Here is a 20,328-nt window from a genome sequence, read left to right as displayed (position 1 = left end):
GATGGATGCGTTTAAACCGGAACTACTACAGCAACTGGCAACAACCCGAATGCCGTATGGAAAGTATACTAATTGCTTGCTAATTGATCTTCCCGAGCCCTATGTATGCTGGTTTGCCCGTAAAGGCTTCCCGAAGGGTTCGTTGGGCGTACTGTTAGAGGTGCTTTACGAGATTAAGCTCAATGGACTAGAAGATCTTGTGAGGCCGCTAAAGAGGGAGCAGCGTTAGTCATGACTCCGGCTGTTAATGTTGCGAAAAAAGCGCAGATCACCTTCAATTTGCATGAGTATGAGCATGATCCAAGTGCGCAATCCTACGGGGAGGAAGCGGCTGAGGCCCTAGGTCTGCCTATGGGGCGCGTTTTTAAAACGTTGCTGGTTGCTCAAGAAGGAAATCAGAAGCGTTTAGCTGTTGCGGTTGTGCCCGTTGATGCACAGCTTGACCTTAAAGCGCTAGCTGCGGCCCTAAGTGTCAAGAAAGTTGCTATGGCGCAAGCGGATGCGGCGCAACGTATCACCGGTTATGTATTAGGGGGTATTAGCCCTTTGGGGCAAAAAAAGCGTCTGCCCACCGTGCTGAATGATTCGGCTCAAAGCTATGAAACACTGTTTGTAAGTGCTGGGCGAAGAGGTCTTGAAATCGAGTTAACTCCAGCAGACTTAGTTGCGCTAACTGCGGCAAAAGTCGCGAATATCGCGCGTTATTAACCAGATAATCCAATAAAAAAGGGGCTTAGAGCCCCTTTTGTCATTTTAGTATTACGCTGACTTGAGTTTTCCGCTGCCTTTGCGTGCTTTATATTCAGACGCCTCTAAGCCATGTTTGTTGAGTAGCTTATAGAAGTCAGTGCGGTTACGTTGGGCAATACGGGCTGCATGAGTCACATTGCCTTCTGTTACCTGCATAAGCTTAATGAGATAGCGCTTCTCGAAATCTGCACGAGCATTGCTAAACGAAGGAATGACTAGCTCTTGATTAGACAACGCATTCGCTACCAAACCCTCTGAAATTACGGGGCTTGTACTCAGTGCTACCACCTTCTCAATGACGTTTTGTAACTGGCGTACATTGCCAGGCCATGCGGCTTGAGCAAGCAGGTGCAAGGCTCCTGGCGAAATATTTCGCACCTTACGATTATGCTGTCTTGAGGCCGAAGTTAGGAAATGGCGTGCCAGCAGTGGTATATCCTCTGCTCGTTCGCGCAGTGCTGGAAGTTCGAAGTTTACTACGTTTAATCGGTAGTAAAGATCTTCACGGAACTCTTCGCTGAGCATCGCTTGATCAAGGTTGCGGTGCGTCGCTGAAATAACACGTACATCAACAGGCTTACTTTCCACCGATCCCACTGGGCGCACAACTTTTTCTTGCAGGACGCGCAATAGCTTCACTTGTAGAGTCATCGGCATATCGCCTATCTCATCAAGGAAGAGCGTGCCGCCATCGGCTGCTTGGAAAAGGCCTTGGTGGTTGGCTGTAGCGCCCGTGAACGACCCTTTGATATGCCCAAACAGTTCTGATTCGAGCAACTGCTCTGGCAATGCGCCGCAGTTTATCGCAACGAACTTCTTGTCGGCACGGCGGCTCGCACGGTGAATAGCCTTAGCCATCAGCTCTTTACCACTGCCGCTAGGGCCTGTGATAAGTACACTAACATCGGATGCCGCTACTCGGTGCGCTTGATCAAGCATCTGCTGCATAATCGGGCTGCTGGTAATAATATCGTCGCGCCATGCAGAATCTTGGCGACGCTCAGCTGAAACCAATGCTGCTCTTACGGTATCGAGTAGCTGTACCTTGTCGATTGGTTTGGTTAGGAAACCAAATACACCTTGTTGAGTAGCTGCAACGGCTTCTGGGATAGTGCCGTGTGCCGTGATAATAACAACGGGAAGGCCTGGCCAGCTTTGCTGAATCTGCTTGAAAAGCGCCATGCCGTCCATTTCGTCCATACACAGGTCTGTGAGCACCAAGTCCGTTGTGTTGCTATTTAGAACGTTCAACGCTTCCGGTCCGCTGGATGCCGTCACCACTTCGTATCCGGACGCCTCGAGTCGCATCGAAAGCAACGACAAAACGCTATCGTCATCATCGACTAGAAGAATTCGGGGGTACTGCGTCATGGTCTACTGTTCCTCTCTTTGACGGGTAATAGCAGGCTCAATTTGAGTGAGCGCCTCAATCTGCTGCCGCAAAGTTTCGATGGTTCTGTCGCGCTCTTGAACTGCCTGTTGGGTTGATCCCAACTTGTTAAGTGCCGCCAAGTTTGCCTGAGCATGTCTGAACCTTAGATAAAGATATTGATCGCTCGGGCAGTGCGATTCAGGGAAGAGTGATACCTGAGTAAAGAGCTCTTTGGCCTTGCTTAATGCTGCCTTATCACTGCCTGAAATACTGAGTAAATTTGCAAGCCGAGTGGGTTCTTGAGTTCTCTCGAGCATCAACTTTTGATCTGCCTCACTGAGCGTGATGAAAAGGTGCTCGTCGGCCATGAGTTGATGTAGGAGATCGTTGTCTAGAAAACAAGCAGGCTCATCCTGAGGTAGAGGTTCGACCTCGATTGAAGGCTTCGTCATGGGTTGGCAGCCATATGTGAAGAGGGCGAGTGCAATAATACCTGCTATTTTTTTCATGATGGATCCAAGGGAATAGTAAAGCGGAACGTTATTTTATCCTGTATGTTCTCGGCTATACAGAGGTTTCCATTGAGCGCCAGCGCGGCTTCAAGAGCAATACTGAGGCCAATACCCGACCCTTTGAGCGGGCCATGACGTTTGCGCGTACCTTGGAAGAAAGGCTCGAAGATTTTACCGACTTCGTTCTCCGGTATCGCTGAGCCAGTATTGCTAACGTCGACTGTCATCATATGGTTAGTACGTTTTGTTGTTATCGTAATGGCGCCTCCTGTATCGCTGTAGCAGACGGCATTTGAGATCAGGTTATTTAACACCCGCTTTAGCATTTCAGTATCTGTTTTTACAGACATTCTTTCTTTCGGTGTTGTTATCTCGAGTGATTTTTCGATGATCTGGAGTTGGTGCGTATGAGTGGTTTCGCTGATAATTGCATCCAGATTAACGGGCTCAAGAGAGAGCAGGTGTACTTGTTGTACGCGGTTGTAATCGAGTAGCTGCTCGATCAATTTTTGCAGGCTGACGCTGCCGCTTTGAATCAATGAAACGACGTGGTGTTGGCGATCATTGAGCGGGCCCGGCACCTCCTCTGCAAGCAGGTCGGCTCCCTCTCGTAGTGTGGTGAGTGGCGTTTTCAGCTCGTGTGAGATATGTCGGAAGAACTCTGCCTTCACCGATTCCAGTTCACTTAAGTGCTCATCTAACCAGATAATCTGATCCTGAAGTTGCACAATTTCTCGCGGGCCGCGCAGTGGCTTATGAGAGAGTGGCTCACGCTTGCCAACGCTGCGAATACGACGCACCAACTGTCCGATGGGGCGTGATATGAGCGTGGTCATCAGCAGCATTAAAACGGCTGTGGCAACAATTAACAACGCCGCTTGTTGCCATAGTGCTGTGCGGGTGGCACGAGCCTCTTTTTGCAGCTCTTCCAGAGCGGCGAGCATTTGAGCATGGCTGCGGTTTGTGAGTTGGTAGGTTAGCAAGGGTAGAGGCGAAAGCTCGGCACCCTTTGGGTCACGCTCAATAATGGTAAGCAAGTCATTGATAACGTTATGGTCCGGTTTGGTTTCGGCCAAGAACTTATGTACCGCGAGACGGTTTCGGTAGGTGTTAATGTTATCTTGCAACCGCTCTAAAATGGCCGAGTTTTGGACAATACGATATTGCTGAGCAGTACGCACAATATCCTCTGCCATTCGCTCAAGAATGTTGTTCTGCTGGCCAAGTTCGATGGCCGTTTGTGTCTGCTCGTAACTGCTTTTTAGCTGCTCATCTAGCACGGCGCTGGTTTTATAAAGCAGAAAACCAATAGGTGAGATGATGAGCAGGAAGGCAATGAAGACAAGCTGCTTGAGGGAGCCGATGCGAGTAGCCATCACGGGACGTTGATTCTCATACTTTTGGATAGTTCATTCTGGCCCAAGTTGTGTGAGCGGGTAAACCTTAGATTGATTTTAGCTGCGCCAAAGACATTAGATTTTGTAGCAAAGCGGGATTAGATAACTTCGCTGTATGGAGCTCATCTGGAGCGATAAATCCATCACCATCTGTATCGATCTCGAGAAAGCGCCCGGAGAGTCTAGGGTGTTTGAGCGCTTCAGAAAAGCTAATCAGTTGGTCTTCATTTTTATCTAGAGCGGCGAGTATGATCTCGGGCATCCGGCTATGCCAGTGTTCGGGTAGCTCGGTTGCTGCGCTGAGTGTCAGTGGTGTAAGGATTGAAAGTGTGATGAGGTTTTGAGTTAGCGTTGCCATAAAGCATTCCATATGTCAGAGGGAGTACTTAGAGCAAAAAGTGTTTCATTTTTTAAAACTTATATAAAAATCAAATAGTTATGGTGTTTTTGTTGAGTCATGAATCTTACTCAGTGTCCCCATGTCAGCAAAGTGAGACTGAATGGGGACAGGAGTCTTTAGAAAACGTACAAAACAAATAAAATCAATGGCTTAGAGTGTATGTTTTTTGCGACGTTTGCGGTAGGGCGCTGAGCATATGAGTGACAATACTTGGATAGATGGCAGGGTCTGGGCGTGTGGTACTCATCACGCGCAGTCCCCAGATACCGGTCATCAGAAGTTTTGCGAGCGCTGCACTATCGGCGTCATCGCATAGTTCACCGTTCTCTTGAGCTAGGCAGATCGTCTGCCGCAACCGCTCCTCGATTTTAGCCAGATAGCTGGTCACCATGATACGGATCTCTTCATCTTCTGTGGCGAGCTCAAGTAGGGTGTTAACCATTAAGCAACCTTTGCCTATCTCATCCTTACCCACCTCGGTGGCGATTCGCCAAACAAAACGATGCACCGCTTCAAGTGGTGACTCCGCCTCTGCAATGCAATCGTTAATGCGCGCTAAGCTACGCTCCGCGTAGGTATCTATAACCTCCATAAAGAGTCCGCGCTTGCTATTGAAAGCACCGTAAAGGGACCCCGGTTTTAGGTTGGTTGCGCGCACTAAGTCGGTCACGGAAGTCGCGGAGTATCCGGTACGCCAAAAGACTGCCATGGCTTTGTCTAGTACATCGTTTCGGTCAAATTCTGCAGGACGGGCCATGCTTGTATCCTCTCTCTGACACTGCCATTATTTATCAATTAGTTATGGTACATAAGAGGTTTTCCGTCAACTATGCGGCACTGTTTCAAGTCAGGTTTTGTTACGCTTCTAGTGACTTTTCTCATAGCTGGATGTATGCCGATTCAGCGCGAGAATGCGGGAGCTGAGGAGTTTATGCGTGGTACGGTGCGCAGTGAAGGTGATCGCTTTTATCTGGTGCCTTGTTTTAGCAAAGAGCAGCGTGAACTGCGATCAAGTTCTGCGCTAAAGGCTCGTTATCTTGAGCATACTCCCGCCCCCGGTTTGCCTATCTATATGGAGCTTATGGGAGCTCCGCAGTCTGATTTAAGCTGGCAAGTATCCAACGTTATGCTGGCTGGCGATACCGTCAATGCCTGTGATCGTGCCCTGCGTCATGTGCACTATCGTGCGCAAGGATGGTCGCCGCGCTGGTTGGCAGATATTGGTGAAGAGCAGATAACGGTGAGCTACCCCAAAGAGCGGAAGACCCTAAAATTTCCAATCGATCAGTTGGATGGCATCCAGCTTGAGTGGGATAGCCGCATGGCTGGCGCAGATGCAAGCCATTCCTTGCAACTGAGCTTGCTCTCACAAGGGTGTACGGATGAGCAAGGCATTTGGTCGCCGTGGCGTGCAACAATGACATTGGATGGTGAAATGTTTTCTGGCTGCGCACGAGCAGGTGATGTGTCGCAGCGGGCTTTACAGGGCCGCTACTCAAATGAGTTAGACGATGCGATGACCTTTGTGGTTATGGATTTGTTGCCTGACAGCCGTGTACAAATGCTACTGGATTACCGTAACGGAGAACCACTTAGTGTGATGAAAGGCCGCTGGGAGCTAAAAGGCAATGGACGTTTGCACCTATTCTTTTCAGAACGCGATCAGCAGCCAGAGCAAGCGATTCTGATTCTTAAGCGCGGGCGCAGCGGGCAGTTTGTACAGGCCGGTTACTCTGACATCTTTGGCCGGGATAGTCTGCGTTTGAGCCGCTCTGAATAGCGGCAGCTAGCTTTGATCCTCTAACAGGCAGTCGCGTGCAGCGTTGAGTTGTGCAGCAAGGTAAGTATTTCCTCCTTGGTCAGGATGTAAACGCTGCATCAGCTTGCGATGCGCCTGAATAATATCATCACGACTGCAGGGCTCTTTAAGCCCAAGAATGTCTAACGCTTGGGTGCGAGACATCTCTGTGGTGTTGCTTGGTGGGCTTTTGCGGGCTTTAAACAGACGATTAAGCACCGGCACGAAGCGCATCAGAAACCCATATTTCTTAAATAGGATAAGCAGCGCGGCAAATGCGCCGCCTAACCAATGGATACGTCCAGAAACGGTCAAGACGACGAGTGTGACCACAACGGCGAGAAAGATCAGTTTGAAGGCTGCAGCGCCTTTGCGCGCCACAGGTTGTGCGTTGAACCATAGAAAACCGGCGATGACCAACGCACCCAATACGATAAGAAGAAAAGGGCTCATAGCACTCCAGAAAACAATCGTTTCAGCGTTCTAGTGTACCCAAGAACCCTCGAGGGGTTAACTATTAAGTGGCGCTGCTGCTCGTACCGGTTTTTCGATGCCCATGTAGCGTTGGTATTTTTTCTCTTTCACATAGTCAAGGTCTACCACAACGAGCCCATCGACACAGTAGTTAAAATCAGCATCGACGCCGAAGTCTAGGAACTGCACACCGCCGGGGTGGCAAAGCTCACTGTACTGTTTATAGAGTGTCGGTACGGAAACGCCCATGTAATCTAACTGCTCTTTCAAGATGCGGAAGTCGCCTTTGTAGTCATCGCCGCTGAATATTTGACGCAGGTGTGACTCGCTTTGCACAGATATCTTATAAGGAGCATTTGCGACAGCTCTGGCTTGCTCATCTTTGAAATAGTGTGAGTAGAACCAAACCAGCATATCTTTCGCAGGTGCAGGGTAGGTATTGCTTAAGCTGACGGGGCCGAACATGTAGCGTACTTCTGAATGTTTGCGTAAGTAAGCCCCGATACCGTACCAAAGGTAATCCAGGCTGCGCTTACCCCAATAGCGCGGCTGCACGAAGCTTCGCCCGAGCTCGATACTTTGCGCAAAGTAACTTTGCATATTGGCTGAAAATTGAAATAGTGTACTGCTGTAGATAGGGCTATCGGGGTCATGAATTAACTTATGGACTTCCGCTAGTCGGTAAGCGCCAGCGATCTCTAGATCCTCGTCATCCCAAAGAATGAGATGACGATAATACTGGTCATATTTATCGAGATCTTTCTTCTCACCGGTGCCCTCACCGACGCAACGAAACGAGACTTCGCGCAGGCGCCCAACCTCCTGCATCACAGCCGAATTTGGACTAGCATCGAAGAGATAGATTTTCTTACCATCGCCTGTTTCGCCAAGTAACTCAGCCGCTTTTAGCTCTTGTTTGAGGTCGCGGCGATCTTGCGGGTGCGCGATGGTTTTTTCGGTAACGAAGAGCGGACTTTTGCGTTTAGCGACTCGGTACAGGTGTTTGCGCAGCAGCTTGGTTTTCTCTGCGGTGGAGATAGGGAGGTTATCGATATGGCTGAAAGGGATCGCTTCGCCTACCCGTATCGGCAATGTGATGGAGTGCTTATTAAACATTTCGCGCGGGAGCAATAACGCCGAAGCTGATTTATTCAGGTAGGACAACCCATAAAACAGCGATGAATTCTTACCGCCGACGTAAATGGGCAAAATGGGAGCATTTGCTTTTTTTGCAAAGCGCAAAAAGCCTGAGTTCCACTTGCCGTCTTTAATGCCTGTCATGCCCGCGCGGGAGACCTCACCGGCGGGGAATACGATAATGGCTGCTTCGTTCTGGAGTGCAGAAACAATGCGGGCGATATCGCGCTTGCGCGTACTTTTACCGAGGTTGTCGACAGGCAGGAAGAGCCCCTCTAACTGATCAAAATGGCTTAGCACGTCGTTAGCGATGATCTTTACATCGCGGCGTACCTCTCCCACCATTTTGAGCAGTGCGAGACCATCGAGCGCACCGAGGGGATGATTAGCGACCATCACAACGCGCCCAGACGATGGAATGTTCATCCGATCGTTATGGCTGAGGCTGTAGCTGAAATTGAAATACTCGAGGACGCGATCAACAAACTCAAAACCTGATACACCATCATGCTTTTCCAGAAAGCTATTGATCTCATCTTCATGAACAAGCTTGCGCAGGAAGTAGAGTGCTGATTTTTTGACCGGTGTGGGCTTTGCGGTGAAAGAAGGGTATTTGCTGGTTATCACTTTTTCGACGTTGATCACGAATATTACCTACTCACAAACAGATAAGACTTCAGAGTATGGTGATCACATGACCACTATTTGACCAAATGGTGACGCTTTTGTGACGTATCAAGTAGGTTGGGGCGCAGTGTGGCTCGTGGTGATAATTCAGTTAATATTTGGCGCGTTAGGCGTATGCTAACTATCTCTAACCGATAAAAAGGACACTGTGATGCGCTGGCGTGGCAATCGATCAAGTGAAAACGTTGAGGATAGACGAGGGGATCAACCACCCTCTATGGGGGTTGCCGGTGGTGGCGCATTAAGGCTGCTACCGATGCTTATTAAATTTTTAGGTGTTAAGGGGACGCTTGTTTTGGCCGTTGTTGTTGGCGGCTACGGCTTGATGACGGGCAACCTTGGCACGATTTTGTCGGTTTTGACTGGGCAGCCGATGCCTCAGCAAAGCGCCCCTGAGTCGGTTCAGCAGACTGCTCAGGAGCAAGAGCTCGCGGAGTTTATATCGGTTATTTTGGCGGATACTGAAGATACGTGGGGGCAGATTTTTACCGCGAGTGGGCGGCAATACAAAGAGCCGCGCTTAGTGCTATTTCGCAATGCTGTGAAGTCGGCTTGCGGTACGGCGCAGTCAGCCGTCGGGCCTTTCTATTGCCCCGCCGATCAACAGATCTATATCGACCTTGGCTTTTATACCGAGCTGAGCCAACGCTTCAAAGCACCGGGTGACTTTGCGCAAGCGTACGTGTTGGCGCATGAGGTGGGCCACCATATTCAAACGCTGCTAGGGATCTCAGCGAAAGTTCATGAAGCGAAACGCGGTGTCGATAAAGCACGTGCTAACCAGCTCTCTGTGCGCCAAGAGTTACAAGCGGATTGCTTAGCCGGTGTGTGGGCAAACAAAGCTCACCATGAGCGTAAGATGCTTGAGCCTGGCGATCTTGAAGAGGGCCTGAGAGCGGCAAGCGCTATTGGCGACGACACATTACAAAAACAGTCACGTGGCTATGTGACCCCAGACTCTTTCACGCATGGCTCATCGGCGCAGCGCGTTAAATGGTTCAAGCGTGGTTTCGAGAAGGGCAACATGGCTGCCTGCGATACTTTTCAGCAACCGATTTAATTAGCTCGTCCATAAACAGGGGCTATTGGGCCCCTGTTTATCTGTTGGTCTGATCACTGGTTGCTGTATGGATCTTTTGCCGGTAGTCAGCAGCCATCAGGCGCCACCTATGTAGATCTTGTCTAACACCCGCTTGTTCTAAATACGCCTCTGACAGTTGGGAGTTGATGGGCAGGTTGGTATTGCCCATTTTAGCGGGAATAAGCGCATCAGCGACATGTACTGCAGTCAGCGGTTGGAAGCCGCGCTCCTCAGATAACTTTGGTATTGAATGCAGCAGTATCGCTTCAACCGCACGTGGTGGAATATTCCACATAGCCATCAATGTCGCGCCAATCTCACCATGATAGAACCCTGCAACTTTGCGTTCGGCAGCATGTAAGGGCATGTTTTCGTGGGCCGCTAACTGCAAGGCCTTTTGGTACAGTCCAGGTGCTTGAGAAGCCATGATGATAATACCAATATTGTGCAGCAACCCTGCCAGATACGCTTGCTCGGCGATGATTTTTGGCGCCCGGGCTTCTTTGGCAATATCCATCGCTAAGCGTGCAACGAGTATTGCGCGAGCGTTCATATCCTCGAACGAGAAGTGGCCCCATTTTGGGTGCGGTGGAAAGTGCCCATAGATATAGCTCGAAACTACTAACGCTCTTAGTTTGCGAATACCAATGATGGAGATCGCCTCGGGGATCTGGCTAATAGGGCGCGGTAATCCAAAGAAGGGCGAGTTAGCGACCTTGATAATTTTGGCAGTTAGCGCGGGGTCTTGTTCGATGATCGCAGCGATACGCGATGCATGTGTAGCCTCGGCGTTCAGCTCAATATTGAGGTCGTGGTATACCTTAGGAGCCGATGCGATATCATTTTCTTTGCTCAGAAACTGGCGTAGCTTGCTGCGGCTTGTTAAGCGGCTGATTTTGAGCAGATAGTTGACAGTGCCGACCACTTGGCTGACGTCGTCTGGACGCTCAAAGATTCGGTGAGTCAACTCAAGCTTTTGCGCGAGTGAACGCGGCGACTCGATCGATGTACCCAGCTGGAATCTCAGAGTGGTCGGGCTGATCTCCTGAAGGCGGCGAAAAAGGTCGATCTCGATCAACCCCTTCAAAGACTTACATACAAACACTGCATCGACCTGTGAATGCGCAACCTGTTCAATTAACAGATCAACATGGTCGATGCGCGAGATCTCCCATGCTTTACCGACACGGGTGATCATTTGCGGCCAGTTTACCTGTGCTGATTCAGGGTCAAACAGGATCATCTTTGTGGCCCGGCTACCAAGTGAGGCTATTTTCGACATCAATATTCCCGAAAATTGGGTACTGCTTACATTATAGTGCGCGCACTATAAATTGTTTCGATGGCGCCGAGCAATGCTAACTGTTACTGATTTGAGTCATTATCAGGGTTGCTGATACGGTTTTCTGGCCGCTGTTCATCGCGCATGACGCAGTAAACCCGGAAACCGTAAATAAGCGCTAGCACACTCAGTAGGTCTAATGTCACAAAGATGACCAGTTCCAGCAGCCAATTGGAGCTGCCATCGCCAGCAAAGGTTTGCGCGAAGTATAGTTCGGCGATTTGCAAACCCGGATACAGAATAAGTAAGCCTTGTAGCAGCAGCCAAAAGTAATCTTTGGTGTCTTCCCAGCTCTGTTTTAGGCTCTCAAATACGGGTTTTCTCTCTACGACGCAGATGAAGTCAGCAAACGCTAGGCGCACGCCGATGTAGATGCCAGGGATGATGAAGAACATCAAGCCAGTAAAAATAGCCATGCCAGAGAGAAGGAACACGAGCAATAAGCTTCGCCAGAATCGCAAGCTTGCGAACACAGCTTGCGATGGCGAGTAATCATTACCGTCGACCTTAGACTGAATGTAGAGAATAGTGGCGCCCCAGAAGATCGGTAAAAGTGTTAGTCGCAGCAGGGCAAGATAGGCCATTTGTTGGCTGAGGTCGGTTGATTCACCCGCATTGCTCTCGATCCAAGAGGCGAGCAGGTTCAAAGCGATCAAAAATGGCAACTGGATCGCTGCTATCGCCGCTAGGTTACGGCGGAAGAAAAAGAACGTTTGTTTGAGCAGGTCAAGGGTATTTAGCGCTGACATAGTATCGAGAGAGTCCCTTTATTTGGATCCTATTGGATTGGCTTCGAGGTAGCGATTAACCGTATCGACAACGGCTTGGGTCTGGGGATCAACCTCTAGGTTGATCCTATCACCAACTTTTACCTCTCCAAACGTTGTAACGGCCAGCGTTTCAGGGATGAGATAGATATTGAACTGCTGATCACGAACCTCGCCAATGGTCAGGCTGCAGCCGTTCAAAGCAACAAAGCCTTTAGGCAATATATAAGGCAACATAGCCGCGGCAGGTTTTAGCCACAGAATACAGTTATTGTCATCCCGACCGATCGCTGTGATCTCCGCTTGGTCAGAGACATGTCCAGACAGAAGATGTCCACCAATCTCGTCACCGAATTTCGCAGCGCGCTCAAAGTTCACCACGTCATTGAGTTGCAGCTTGCCAAGGTTGGTGACTCTAAGGGTCTCTGAGATCACATCAAACGAGACTAACGTGTCTTTGAACGCCGTGATTGTCAGGCAGGTGCCGTTAATAGCGATACTCGCACCGGTCTGGAGGTTGTTCGCTGCCTCCATCGGGAGTTTAACTTGCAACGTCATAAACTGCTCGCGGTGCTCAATTGCAGTGACTTCCGCTTTACCTTGCACTATACCTGTAAACATAGGCAGTCTTTCTATCTCCAACGCTTTAAATCTGAAGCGCAAAGGATAACGTATAAAACGAAAAAATACTCACATCTCGAGGAGTGAAGATGAACTATCTGGTGACCGGTGGAACAGGGTTTATTGGACAGCAGCTTGTTAAAGAGCTGATTAAATCAGGGAACACTGTGACCGTTGTTTCTCGACAACCTCACAAGGTGGCTAAGCTGCTGGGCCAGCAGGTACACGCTGTTAGCCCAGACGATATCAAAGAGCTCGATGCAAACATCGATGTTGTTGTTAATTTGGCAGGAGCTCCGATTGTTGACAAACGCTGGAGTGAGCACCGCAAAGCGCTGTTGCGTGATAGCCGAATCGCCTTTACTGAGCAGCTTATCAACGATTTAGAAACGATTGGTGCACAGCCAAGCTGTTTTATTAGTGGCTCGGCAATCGGCTTCTACGGCAGCCATTCGGGCGGTTCGCCCTTGGATGAACAGGGCTCGGTTGCACCCGGGTTCACTCATGATCTGTGTCGTGACTGGGAAAATGCTGCGCAAAGCGCGCAGACTAAACTGGGCAGCCGAGTGTGTACGCTCAGAACGGGTGTTGTTGTCGGGCCTAATGGCGGTGCACTCAAGAAAATGATAACGCCTTTTAAGCTTGGGCTGGGTGGCCCAATAGGGCATGGTTTGCAATGGATGTCGTGGGTTCATCTTGACGACGAGGTGGCTGCCATTCAGTTCTTGGTGGCGCACGACACGCTGCAAGGGCCATTTAATCTGACCGCACCGGGTGCGGTGACCAATGAGACCTTCAGTCACGCACTGGGGCGCGCCGTGAATCGTCCTGCCAAACTACGGATGCCCGCGGTAGTGATGGAGTTAATGCTGGGTGAAGCCAGTGAGCTGTTAACCCAAGGACAACGAGTCTTCCCGGGCCGTTTGTTGGAAGCGGGCTTTACTTTTAAATACCCTGAACTCAAAGAGGCGCTGGCTGCATCGGTTTAGTTGATAAACTGAGCTAGGGCCCTCTGTCGAGCCTATCGAGTGTCTGTTCAAGTTTTTGTTCGATGCGTTCGAGGCGCTTTTCGATATCGGCAACGCGGCGGATGCTATTCAGCTGCTCTTTGTGTAGTTTTTTCTCATCTTGAGTGATAAACAGCACCGAGAAGCTTGCTGTGAGCATTGAGAACAGGCCGATACCCATCAAGATAAGCAGCGCACCAAAGATGCGGCCCTCCGGTGTACTGGGAACAAGATCCCCATAACCTACGGTTGTGACCGTTACCCACGCCCACCAAATACCATCAGAGGCGCTCTCGAAAGCCGGGTCGATACCGGAGATAAGCAGCCCTGAAAAGACCATGATCCAGAAGCAGATAAACAAGGTAAGGCCAAGGTGGTGCTTGGATAATACCCGCCGCACATCGGTTGAGAGTCTGACGAAAATGCTCAGCATAATGAACATGCGTAGCGTACGTAGGCCCGCTGCATAGAACACTTCAACGCCCCAAATGATCGGTAGTCCCATCGCTACAATCATCAAGTTGAGCCAGTTCTGCTTGATATAGCGCCAACGGTCATCAACGAGGGTAAGCAGTAGCGCCGCCTCGGCGGTAAAACTGAGCCACGTGATCCAATCGGTGAGACCTTCAAGCGCGTTAACAGGGTAGCCCTTTGCCTCAAGATACCAATCGATGATGATCCACAGAGCTACCAGTATCATGGGTACTTCCAGCAGGCGCGCACACTTTTTGGCCCGCTTGTTCTCGTCATCGGCCACCCCACCCAAGCCGATGCGGCTTAAAAACGCGGAGTGTCTGTCTATGGCTGGACTTGTCATACGCGCTCCTCGCCCGTATCCATTTGGCGCTTGCGGCGACGTCTCAGCGTTTCGATCGCTTGCAACAGCAGGTCACCTTGCCACTGGGTTTTATCATCACGATAAAAGTGTTGCTCAAGGTCGATGATAAGAAAGTCCAGCGTTTGGTTCTTAGCTGCTTTGCTAATGCCTTCGCAATTATTGATCTGCGCTTCTGGCCAAAAACGTTGGGCCCAGTCGATCAAGCGGATTTTAGCTAAGTCCACTTGGTTGTTTTGGCACGCTTGCGCCAGAGCGCTATAGGCATTGTGCTCAGCGAGCTTAAGCGAGCGGCGGCGGGTTTCTTCAGGCGCAGGGCGCGGTGAGTGCCCGTCATCTGTCTTAGGTGCCCGATGTTTAAGGCGGTTGAAGGTATAGAGCCAGCCCAAAGAGGAGATAATACTGATCAATACCAAAATACTGACCAACGGCATTAAGCTGGAACGATCTTCGTTTGTGTTGGCCTCTGTATCAGTGCTCTCGGGCGCTGGTGCGCTTTGAGGAACAGTAGTGCTCGATGTGCCGGTCGCTATTGCTGCCGGGTTCGTATCGGTCAACGTAGACGATACCTGTGGCGGTGCGTCACCTGAGGATGGCGCTACACGCAGAATTACAGGCGCCAGTGAGGCGACTTTTCCACGGTCTTCATACGTATCCCACCAGTAGATATCGATGGGCGGAAGTGTGACTTCACCGCGCTCTTTCACCGTAATTTGTACGCGTTCGACACGGGTGCTGATAAGCCCCTCTGGCGTAAATGTCTCTGATAGGTCGGTATCCAGCAGAGTGAGTTCGGCAAGTTCGTTTTGCAACGGTGCCAGTGAAGGCAGCCGCTCCGCGGGAAGGCCAAAGGCTTGCAAGGTGAGTGTGCGAATAAGCGTGCTGCCCGGCTCTAAGCGTTCGGGTTGCTGAAACGAATCGGATAGCTCTAAGCGATCTGCGGGTAACCAGTAACCGCGGGAGTTGTTCTGTGGCCGTGGTAGTACATCTAACTTAATGGTCTCGCCACGGGCATCGTAAAATGTACCGTCGGTGGACGTTCCGGTGAAGCGCGGAGGCTCGATACGGTTCTCCTCTGTGCTATCTGGGTAGATCAGATAGCGATAGAGAGTTTGGTAGTAGGGCTGGCCACGGTAGATCACCTGCTCCTCTTGCGGTGTGCCATTTTCGAGGATGAGAGCCTTATCGAGATAGGGCGCGCGCAGCAGTTGATCGTTTGAAAGAGGCGCTTGATGCAAAAACTTGGCGATATAATGAAACTCACTGCCCTCATACCCCTGGCGGTGTTCCACCTCGGTTTGCATCAGTGCCGCAGGTGCTGTTTGCTCAGGCTCTGGCGCAGGCAGCGAGCTGTTACGGCGAATACTAACTCTTGGGCCAATCACCTTGAGTGTGAGCGGCAGAGATGATTCTCCGTGTACGGCGATCGGAGCGATGGTGATCTCGCCGCTTTTACGTGGTCGCAAGAGAATTTGCCAGCGAGTCGTGGCTTGGCTGCCGCTGCGCAGGCGGTTGGAGATAGTGACTTTCTTACTACCTACCACGACAAAATCATTGCCAAGACCGCTTAGGTCCGGACGAGAGATCGCTTCTTGATGCGTAACCTCAATAGTGAGGCGGACTGTTTCTTGCTGAGCAATGGTGTACCGGCTTAGGTAAGTGTTTACCTCTGCGTGGCAAAGTGGCGCCAATAGGCTAATCAGCAAGAACAAATAGGAGCGCATTCCATTTCCTGTAAAGGGACAGACTAGTCAGCACATTATTGAGCAAGCTACTATTGATATCAACGACTTGTCGAGCAAGGCATGTGAGTTTTAGTAAGCGCTGCTGATGCATGCGTTTTCGGTGTGGTCGGGTGCGGCAGTGGTGGCTTTTACAGTGTGTTAAGAATGAACAAAATCCTAATTGACTTAAATATCTCTCCTGATCAATACGTTCGCCAATATCAACGCCCCGGTTGTGTGGTGAACACGCGTGCGCGAGATGGTCGCCGGGTGCAGTTTCCTGCCAATATCCTCAAACCCTTTCTGTTACACAGTGGTATTCGTGGCACCTTTTGTATTGAGTTTGATGCTGCGGGTAAGTTTTCCGGCATTCGGCGCGTTGTATAGACAGGAGCGGTGCAGATACTGGCTGTAAAAAAGTGAGCAGGTGGATATAATGCCCGCAACTTTTTAGCAGGAGCCACCTATGTTTTACAATCTCGCTCGATCTTTGATGTTTCAAATGGACGCAGAGCGTTCTCACAATCTTGCATTAGGTGGCATGAATGCAGCGGCCGCGTTGGGCTTGCCGAGCTTGATGGGCGCGCAAACACTAGAAGATCCGGTCGAGGTGATGGGGATTCGTTTCCCCAACCGTGTGGGTTTGGCGGCTGGCCTTGATAAAAATGGCTCAGCGATCGACGGTTTGGCGGCGATGGGCTTTGGCTTTATCGAAGTCGGCACCGTAACACCACGCCCGCAAGCGGGTAACCCGAAACCGCGTCTTTTCCGTATCCCTGAGCACAACGCTATTATCAACCGTATGGGTTTCAATAATGCGGGTGTAGACGCCTTGCTAGCCAATGTTGATAAAGCGCGTTTCAACGGTGTTTTGGGTATCAATATTGGTAAGAACAAAGATACGCCGAACGAGCAAGCAAATGATGACTACATCTACTGCCTGCGTAAAGTTTACTCACGTGCGAGTTACATCACGGTGAATGTATCGTCACCAAACACGCCCGGGTTACGTACATTGCAGTTCGGTGAGTCTCTCAACACCTTGCTAGAGGCGCTCAAAAATGAGCAGGCTAAGCAGGTTCATCTGCACGACCGTTACGTACCTATCGCGGTGAAGATCGCGCCAGATATGAACGAGGAAGAGACCTATATGGTTGCCAATGCTCTCAAAACTTACGAGATGGATGGTGTGATCGCAACGAATACAACGCTGTCTCGTGAAGGGGTAGAGAGCTCTCCTCTCAAAGATGAAGCGGGTGGCTTAAGCGGTGCGCCGGTGCGTAATAAGTCAACTAAAGTAATTCGCACTCTTTCGCAAGCCTTGGATGGTGCGCTACCCATTATCGGTGTAGGCGGGATTACCGAGGGCTTTGACGCCGCTGAGAAAATTGAGGCGGGTGCAAGTTTGGTACAAGTCTATTCGGGTTTCATCTATCGCGGCCCATCGCTGGTAACTGATTCAATTCGCGCGATTCAGGCACTGCCAAAATAAAAAACTCCCCACGAAGTGGGGAGCATGGATTGTTGTAAAAAGGGGAACACGTTCTAGTGTAATGCCGGATGAGCCTGAATCGCAGACACGCCGGTCATACCGCCCCAATGGGCTTCTCGTCCTTGGCGCCAGCCACTCATCCAGTGGCTGCGCAGCTCCGTGACGGTAACTGGGCATGTGTCGCGCGATTTGCCATCGATACCTGCTTGGAATCCGCGATTGAAAAGAGTTGAAGCTTTATCTCGTTTCTGTCTCTTCATAAAAAAATCGCCTCTCGTACGTTGGTTTAAAGACGTGAGTGAATATCTGAGACCGGATATTCTCCAAGAATGCTGTGACTCGTCCTTGTGGCTCATCACAGACCCCATTCATATCGAAAAAAAAATAGAGTTTGTAATTTAAAAAAGTAATCAAACTTTAACTTTTAATTGTTAGCGGATGCAAAAAGATGAATTTTTCATGTAGTTATCCTTGCTTCTTCAAGTGAAAAGGCTGTGTGAAATAATTTCATAGAATGGTAAAGAAGTGCAGTTTCGCTATCGAACGGTGAGTCGGCTATGCTCTCACCTTATAACAGCTAATTTAATGTGGACTCTCAATGAAATTTCTTGCGACCTGCCCAAAAGGGCTTGAACCTCTCCTAGTCGATGAGTTAACGGCACTTGGTGCAGAAGAGGTGAAGCAAACCGCATCGGGCGCTGAGTTTAGCGGTTCGCTTGAAAGCGCATATGCCGCTTGTTTGTGGTCGCGCTTGGCAAACCGCGTGCTGATGCCGGTGGCTGAGGCAGTAGTAGAAACGGCAGAGCAGCTATATGCGGCAGTGCAAGAGGTGGATTGGTCAGAGCATCTGGATCAGTCAGGCTCGCTCAGCGTTAACTTCACCGGCTCGACAAAATCGATCAACCATACACATTTTGCGTCGCTCAAAGTTAAGGATGCGATTGTTGATCAGTTCCGTGATCGTTTTAACTGCCGCCCTAGTGTGGACCGTGACCAGCCGGACTTACGTGTTCATGCGCATATCTATCGTGGTCGCTTGGTGGTGTCTATTGATCTATCGGGCGAGAGTCTGCACCGACGTGATTATCGTACGGAATCTGGTGCGGCACCGATTAAAGAGAACTTAGCTGCGGCGCTGTTGTATCGTGCTCAGTGGCCCAAATGCGCAACTGAATACCCCTCGGTACTGGACCCTATGTGCGGCTCGGGCACCATTTTGATAGAAGCTGCGTTGATGAAGGCTGATGTTGCACCGGGGCTGTTGCGGTCTGAACACGGTTTTGAGCGCTGGAAGCAACATGATGCGCAGCTTTGGCAAACTCTGCTCGATAATGCACAGCAGCGCAGAGAGGCGGGATTAGCTTCGTTAGAGCCGGTGTTTTTTGGTTCGGACATCGACACGAAAGTATTGAACATGGCTCGTGCTAACGCGGAGCGAGCGGGTTTAAGCGCGTTCATTACCTTTGAGCGTCGCGATGTGAAGGATATGACACCGCCTAACGAGGCAGGTGGCTTATTGGTTACGAACCCGCCATACGGTGAACGTTTGGGTGAAGCGTCGGCATTGATGTTTCTTTATCGTGGCATCGGTGATGCGCTCAAGTCGCGCTTTGGCGGCTGGCGTGCGGCAATTTTTACCGGTAACCCCGACCTTTGCCAAGCGGTTGGCCTCAAAACTGATCGTGTTTATAAGCTGAAGAACGGCCCCATCGATAGCCAGCTGTTCCTGTATACGCTGTACCGCAAAAGTGCTGAGCAGTTGGCGCAAGCCGAAGAGCCAGAGAGCCAAGAGCTATCGGAACAAGCCCAGATGTTCGCGAACCGTTTAAAGAAGAACTTAAAGACGATGCGCAAATGGGTGAGGCAGAACGATATCGATTGCTATCGCCTATATGACGCCGATATTCCTGAGTTCGCTGTAGCGGTTGATCTTTATGGGGACTGGGTGCACGTTCAGGAGTACGCACCGCCAAAATCGGTCGACAAAGTGCGTGCATTTGACCGTATTAAAGATGTAATGGCGGCCATTCCTGAGGTACTGGAGGTTCCCCTTAGTCGCGTCGTCTTGAAGCAGCGCAAGCGCCAAACAGGCACCAATCAGTATGAGAAACAGGGTGCTAAGGGCAAGTTTTTTGAAGTAGGAGAGGCGGGCTGTCGTTTACGAGTCAATCTGCACGACTACTTGGATACCGGAGTTTTCCTTGATCACCGCCCTGTTCGCCGCATGATCCAGCAGGAAGCGGCAGGTAAGGATTTTCTCAACCTGTTTTGTTACACCGCGACCGCGAGTGTTCATGCAGCCGTTGGTGGCGCCAAAACCACCACTAGCGTGGATATGTCGGCGACCTATTTGCAGTGGGCGATGAAGAACATGGCGGCTAATGGCTTTAGTGATAAGCATCAGCACTTTATTCAGTCTGACTGTCTCGTTTGGTTGAAAAAGCAGCGTAAGCCGCAGTTTGATCTGATCTTTATGGATCCGCCGACCTTCTCAAACTCTAAACGTATGCAAGATGTACTCGATGTTCAGCGCGATCATGTTGAACTGATCCGGTTAGCGATGCGTCTGCTGCGCCCAGAAGGTAAGCTGATCTTTTCCAATAACTACCGCCGTTTCAAGATGGATTATGAGGCGCTGGCGATGTTTGATGTGACCGAAATCTCTGCGCAGACAATTGATCCAGACTTTAAACGTAACACGCGAATCCACAGTGCATTTGAGGTGCGCTGGCCTTAATTTTCCTCTCTGTTACACCAAAGTAGTGCGCGGCACTACTTTGGCACGTCCTGTGCTTTTCTTTGGTGAGTGAATTGGTTTTTTAATAGATCGATTCGAGATATTTCCAAGAGTGCTAAAAACTATTTCATTTATATCAATAGCTTACAATATTTTTGTTATGGGATAGCCTTCGCACTGTTTCGGTGCCGCGCT

General features: G+C 50.2%; 21 protein-coding genes. 8 read left to right on the top strand and 13 right to left on the bottom strand.

Annotated elements, in window-relative coordinates; genetic code table 11:
- Nucleotide 1 precedes the first annotated feature (1 nt).
- Nucleotides 2-229, top strand: coding sequence for a DUF3820 family protein (locus E4L36_RS03445; RefSeq protein ID WP_127692621.1), 228 nt, complete (start codon nt 2-4; stop codon nt 227-229).
- Nucleotides 230-231: 2 nt separating this feature from the next.
- Nucleotides 232-708, top strand: a complete 477-nt coding sequence (gene ybaK, locus E4L36_RS03440; RefSeq protein ID WP_136679215.1) for a Cys-tRNA(Pro) deacylase — start codon at nt 232-234, stop codon at nt 706-708.
- 51 nt (nt 709-759) lie between these two features.
- Here the strand turns inward: ybaK and E4L36_RS03435 are convergent, their stop codons facing one another.
- The 5 genes from E4L36_RS03435 to E4L36_RS03415 all read right to left on the bottom strand — a co-directional run bounded on the left by E4L36_RS03435 (nt 760) and on the right by E4L36_RS03415 (nt 5,188).
- Nucleotides 760-2,121, bottom strand: coding sequence for a sigma 54-interacting transcriptional regulator (locus E4L36_RS03435; RefSeq protein ID WP_127692623.1), 1,362 nt, complete (start codon nt 2,119-2,121; stop codon nt 760-762).
- Nucleotides 2,122-2,124: 3 nt separating this feature from the next.
- A complete protein-coding gene (locus E4L36_RS03430; RefSeq protein WP_136679214.1) occupies nt 2,125-2,631 on the bottom strand; it encodes a hypothetical protein in 507 nt (168 codons plus the stop codon).
- Nucleotides 2,628-4,010: an ATP-binding protein gene (locus E4L36_RS03425; protein WP_136679213.1), complete on the bottom strand. Its 1,383-nt coding sequence runs from the start codon at nt 4,008-4,010 to the stop codon at nt 2,628-2,630. Before E4L36_RS03425 ends, E4L36_RS03430 begins: the two co-directional genes overlap by 4 nt.
- A gap of 67 nt (nt 4,011-4,077) precedes the next feature.
- A complete protein-coding gene (locus E4L36_RS03420; protein ID WP_136679212.1) occupies nt 4,078-4,389 on the bottom strand; it encodes a hypothetical protein in 312 nt (103 codons plus the stop codon).
- 184 nt (nt 4,390-4,573) lie between these two features.
- On the bottom strand, nt 4,574-5,188 hold the full coding sequence (locus E4L36_RS03415) for a TetR/AcrR family transcriptional regulator (protein ID WP_136679211.1): 615 nt from the start codon (nt 5,186-5,188) through the stop codon (nt 4,574-4,576).
- Nucleotides 5,189-5,323: 135 nt separating this feature from the next.
- On the opposite strand from E4L36_RS03415, the gene E4L36_RS03410 reads away from it, so the two are divergent.
- Nucleotides 5,324-6,211, top strand: a complete 888-nt coding sequence (locus tag E4L36_RS03410) for a hypothetical protein (protein ID WP_136679210.1) — start codon at nt 5,324-5,326, stop codon at nt 6,209-6,211.
- A 6-nt stretch (nt 6,212-6,217) separates the two neighbouring features.
- Here E4L36_RS03410 and E4L36_RS03405 read toward each other — a convergent pair whose 3' ends face one another.
- Nucleotides 6,218-6,682 (bottom strand): hypothetical protein, encoded by a 465-nt coding sequence (locus E4L36_RS03405; protein WP_136679209.1) that lies wholly within the window; start codon nt 6,680-6,682, stop codon nt 6,218-6,220.
- Between the two features lie 57 nt (nt 6,683-6,739).
- Nucleotides 6,740-8,485: a lysophospholipid acyltransferase family protein gene (locus tag E4L36_RS03400; RefSeq protein ID WP_136679208.1), complete on the bottom strand. Its 1,746-nt coding sequence runs from the start codon at nt 8,483-8,485 to the stop codon at nt 6,740-6,742.
- Between the two features lie 193 nt (nt 8,486-8,678).
- Here E4L36_RS03400 and E4L36_RS03395 point away from each other — a divergent pair, with 193 nt between their 5' ends.
- Nucleotides 8,679-9,587, top strand: a complete 909-nt coding sequence (locus E4L36_RS03395; RefSeq protein ID WP_136679207.1) for a neutral zinc metallopeptidase — start codon at nt 8,679-8,681, stop codon at nt 9,585-9,587.
- Between the two features lie 37 nt (nt 9,588-9,624).
- Here E4L36_RS03395 and E4L36_RS03390 read toward each other — a convergent pair whose 3' ends face one another.
- The 3 genes from E4L36_RS03390 to E4L36_RS03380 form a co-directional block, all read right to left on the bottom strand.
- On the bottom strand, nt 9,625-10,890 hold the full coding sequence (locus E4L36_RS03390) for an HDOD domain-containing protein (protein ID WP_127692632.1): 1,266 nt from the start codon (nt 10,888-10,890) through the stop codon (nt 9,625-9,627).
- Nucleotides 10,891-10,973: 83 nt separating this feature from the next.
- Nucleotides 10,974-11,699: a YciC family protein gene (locus E4L36_RS03385; RefSeq protein WP_136679206.1), complete on the bottom strand. Its 726-nt coding sequence runs from the start codon at nt 11,697-11,699 to the stop codon at nt 10,974-10,976.
- 18 nt (nt 11,700-11,717) lie between these two features.
- Nucleotides 11,718-12,338 (bottom strand): riboflavin synthase subunit alpha, encoded by a 621-nt coding sequence (locus E4L36_RS03380; RefSeq protein WP_136679205.1) that lies wholly within the window; start codon nt 12,336-12,338, stop codon nt 11,718-11,720.
- Between the two features lie 89 nt (nt 12,339-12,427).
- Here E4L36_RS03380 and E4L36_RS03375 point away from each other — a divergent pair, with 89 nt between their 5' ends.
- Nucleotides 12,428-13,327: a TIGR01777 family oxidoreductase gene (locus E4L36_RS03375; protein ID WP_136679204.1), complete on the top strand. Its 900-nt coding sequence runs from the start codon at nt 12,428-12,430 to the stop codon at nt 13,325-13,327.
- Between the two features lie 13 nt (nt 13,328-13,340).
- On the opposite strand, the gene E4L36_RS03370 is transcribed toward E4L36_RS03375, so the two are convergent.
- Nucleotides 13,341-14,162 carry an ion channel gene (locus tag E4L36_RS03370; RefSeq protein WP_136679203.1) on the bottom strand — a complete coding sequence of 274 codons (822 nt, stop codon included), beginning with the start codon at nt 14,160-14,162 and terminating at the stop codon, nt 13,341-13,343.
- Nucleotides 14,159-15,904: a BatD family protein gene (locus E4L36_RS03365; protein ID WP_136679202.1), complete on the bottom strand. Its 1,746-nt coding sequence runs from the start codon at nt 15,902-15,904 to the stop codon at nt 14,159-14,161. Before E4L36_RS03365 ends, E4L36_RS03370 begins: the two co-directional genes overlap by 4 nt.
- Before the next feature lie 165 nt (nt 15,905-16,069).
- On the opposite strand from E4L36_RS03365, the gene E4L36_RS03360 reads away from it, so the two are divergent.
- Nucleotides 16,070-16,291 (top strand): DUF2835 domain-containing protein, encoded by a 222-nt coding sequence (locus tag E4L36_RS03360; RefSeq protein WP_127692638.1) that lies wholly within the window; start codon nt 16,070-16,072, stop codon nt 16,289-16,291.
- Between the two features lie 79 nt (nt 16,292-16,370).
- Nucleotides 16,371-17,396: a quinone-dependent dihydroorotate dehydrogenase gene (locus E4L36_RS03355; protein ID WP_136679201.1), complete on the top strand. Its 1,026-nt coding sequence runs from the start codon at nt 16,371-16,373 to the stop codon at nt 17,394-17,396.
- A gap of 53 nt (nt 17,397-17,449) precedes the next feature.
- Here E4L36_RS03355 and E4L36_RS03350 read toward each other — a convergent pair whose 3' ends face one another.
- The gene (locus tag E4L36_RS03350) at nt 17,450-17,656 is read right to left on the bottom strand and encodes a ribosome modulation factor (RefSeq protein ID WP_127692640.1); all 207 of its coding nucleotides are present in this window, start codon (nt 17,654-17,656) and stop codon (nt 17,450-17,452) included.
- Nucleotides 17,657-17,994: 338 nt separating this feature from the next.
- Between E4L36_RS03350 and rlmKL the strand changes: the two genes are divergently transcribed.
- Nucleotides 17,995-20,133 (top strand): bifunctional 23S rRNA (guanine(2069)-N(7))-methyltransferase RlmK/23S rRNA (guanine(2445)-N(2))-methyltransferase RlmL, encoded by a 2,139-nt coding sequence (gene rlmKL / locus E4L36_RS03345; protein WP_136679200.1) that lies wholly within the window; start codon nt 17,995-17,997, stop codon nt 20,131-20,133.
- Nucleotides 20,134-20,328: the final 195 nt, after the last annotated feature.

Source organism: Neptunomonas sp. XY-337, from assembly GCF_004959845.1.
In the GTDB taxonomy this organism is placed as follows: domain Bacteria; phylum Pseudomonadota; class Gammaproteobacteria; order Pseudomonadales; family Balneatricaceae; genus Neptunomonas; species Neptunomonas marina.
The sequence above is the reverse complement of the archived record's forward strand: the minus strand, read 5'-3'. Positions and strand labels throughout refer to the sequence as shown.

Bases quoted from the DNA above. Each gene is read 5' to 3' on its own strand.
- E4L36_RS03370 (WP_136679203.1), bottom strand. From the start codon at position 14,162: ATGACAAGTCCAGCCATAGACAGACACTCCGCGTTTTTAAGCCGCATC.
- E4L36_RS03380 (WP_136679205.1), bottom strand. From the start codon at position 12,338: ATGTTTACAGGTATAGTGCAAGGTAAAGCGGAAGTCACTGCAATTGAG.
- rlmKL (WP_136679200.1), top strand. From the start codon at position 17,995: ATGAAATTTCTTGCGACCTGCCCAAAAGGGCTTGAACCTCTCCTAGTC.
- E4L36_RS03395 (WP_136679207.1), top strand. From the start codon at position 8,679: ATGCGCTGGCGTGGCAATCGATCAAGTGAAAACGTTGAGGATAGACGA.
- E4L36_RS03420 (WP_136679212.1), bottom strand. From the start codon at position 4,389: ATGGCAACGCTAACTCAAAACCTCATCACACTTTCAATCCTTACACCA.
- E4L36_RS03360 (WP_127692638.1), top strand. From the start codon at position 16,070: ATGAACAAAATCCTAATTGACTTAAATATCTCTCCTGATCAATACGTT.
- E4L36_RS03405 (WP_136679209.1), bottom strand. From the start codon at position 6,682: ATGAGCCCTTTTCTTCTTATCGTATTGGGTGCGTTGGTCATCGCCGGT.
- E4L36_RS03365 (WP_136679202.1), bottom strand. From the start codon at position 15,904: ATGCGCTCCTATTTGTTCTTGCTGATTAGCCTATTGGCGCCACTTTGC.
- E4L36_RS03415 (WP_136679211.1), bottom strand. From the start codon at position 5,188: ATGGCCCGTCCTGCAGAATTTGACCGAAACGATGTACTAGACAAAGCC.
- E4L36_RS03425 (WP_136679213.1), bottom strand. From the start codon at position 4,010: ATGGCTACTCGCATCGGCTCCCTCAAGCAGCTTGTCTTCATTGCCTTC.
- E4L36_RS03385 (WP_136679206.1), bottom strand. From the start codon at position 11,699: ATGTCAGCGCTAAATACCCTTGACCTGCTCAAACAAACGTTCTTTTTC.
- E4L36_RS03375 (WP_136679204.1), top strand. From the start codon at position 12,428: ATGAACTATCTGGTGACCGGTGGAACAGGGTTTATTGGACAGCAGCTT.
- E4L36_RS03390 (WP_127692632.1), bottom strand. From the start codon at position 10,890: ATGTCGAAAATAGCCTCACTTGGTAGCCGGGCCACAAAGATGATCCTG.
- ybaK (WP_136679215.1), top strand. From the start codon at position 232: ATGACTCCGGCTGTTAATGTTGCGAAAAAAGCGCAGATCACCTTCAAT.
- E4L36_RS03355 (WP_136679201.1), top strand. From the start codon at position 16,371: ATGTTTTACAATCTCGCTCGATCTTTGATGTTTCAAATGGACGCAGAG.
- E4L36_RS03430 (WP_136679214.1), bottom strand. From the start codon at position 2,631: ATGAAAAAAATAGCAGGTATTATTGCACTCGCCCTCTTCACATATGGC.
- E4L36_RS03410 (WP_136679210.1), top strand. From the start codon at position 5,324: ATGCCGATTCAGCGCGAGAATGCGGGAGCTGAGGAGTTTATGCGTGGT.
- E4L36_RS03350 (WP_127692640.1), bottom strand. From the start codon at position 17,656: ATGAAGAGACAGAAACGAGATAAAGCTTCAACTCTTTTCAATCGCGGA.
- E4L36_RS03435 (WP_127692623.1), bottom strand. From the start codon at position 2,121: ATGACGCAGTACCCCCGAATTCTTCTAGTCGATGATGACGATAGCGTT.
- E4L36_RS03445 (WP_127692621.1), top strand. From the start codon at position 2: ATGGATGCGTTTAAACCGGAACTACTACAGCAACTGGCAACAACCCGA.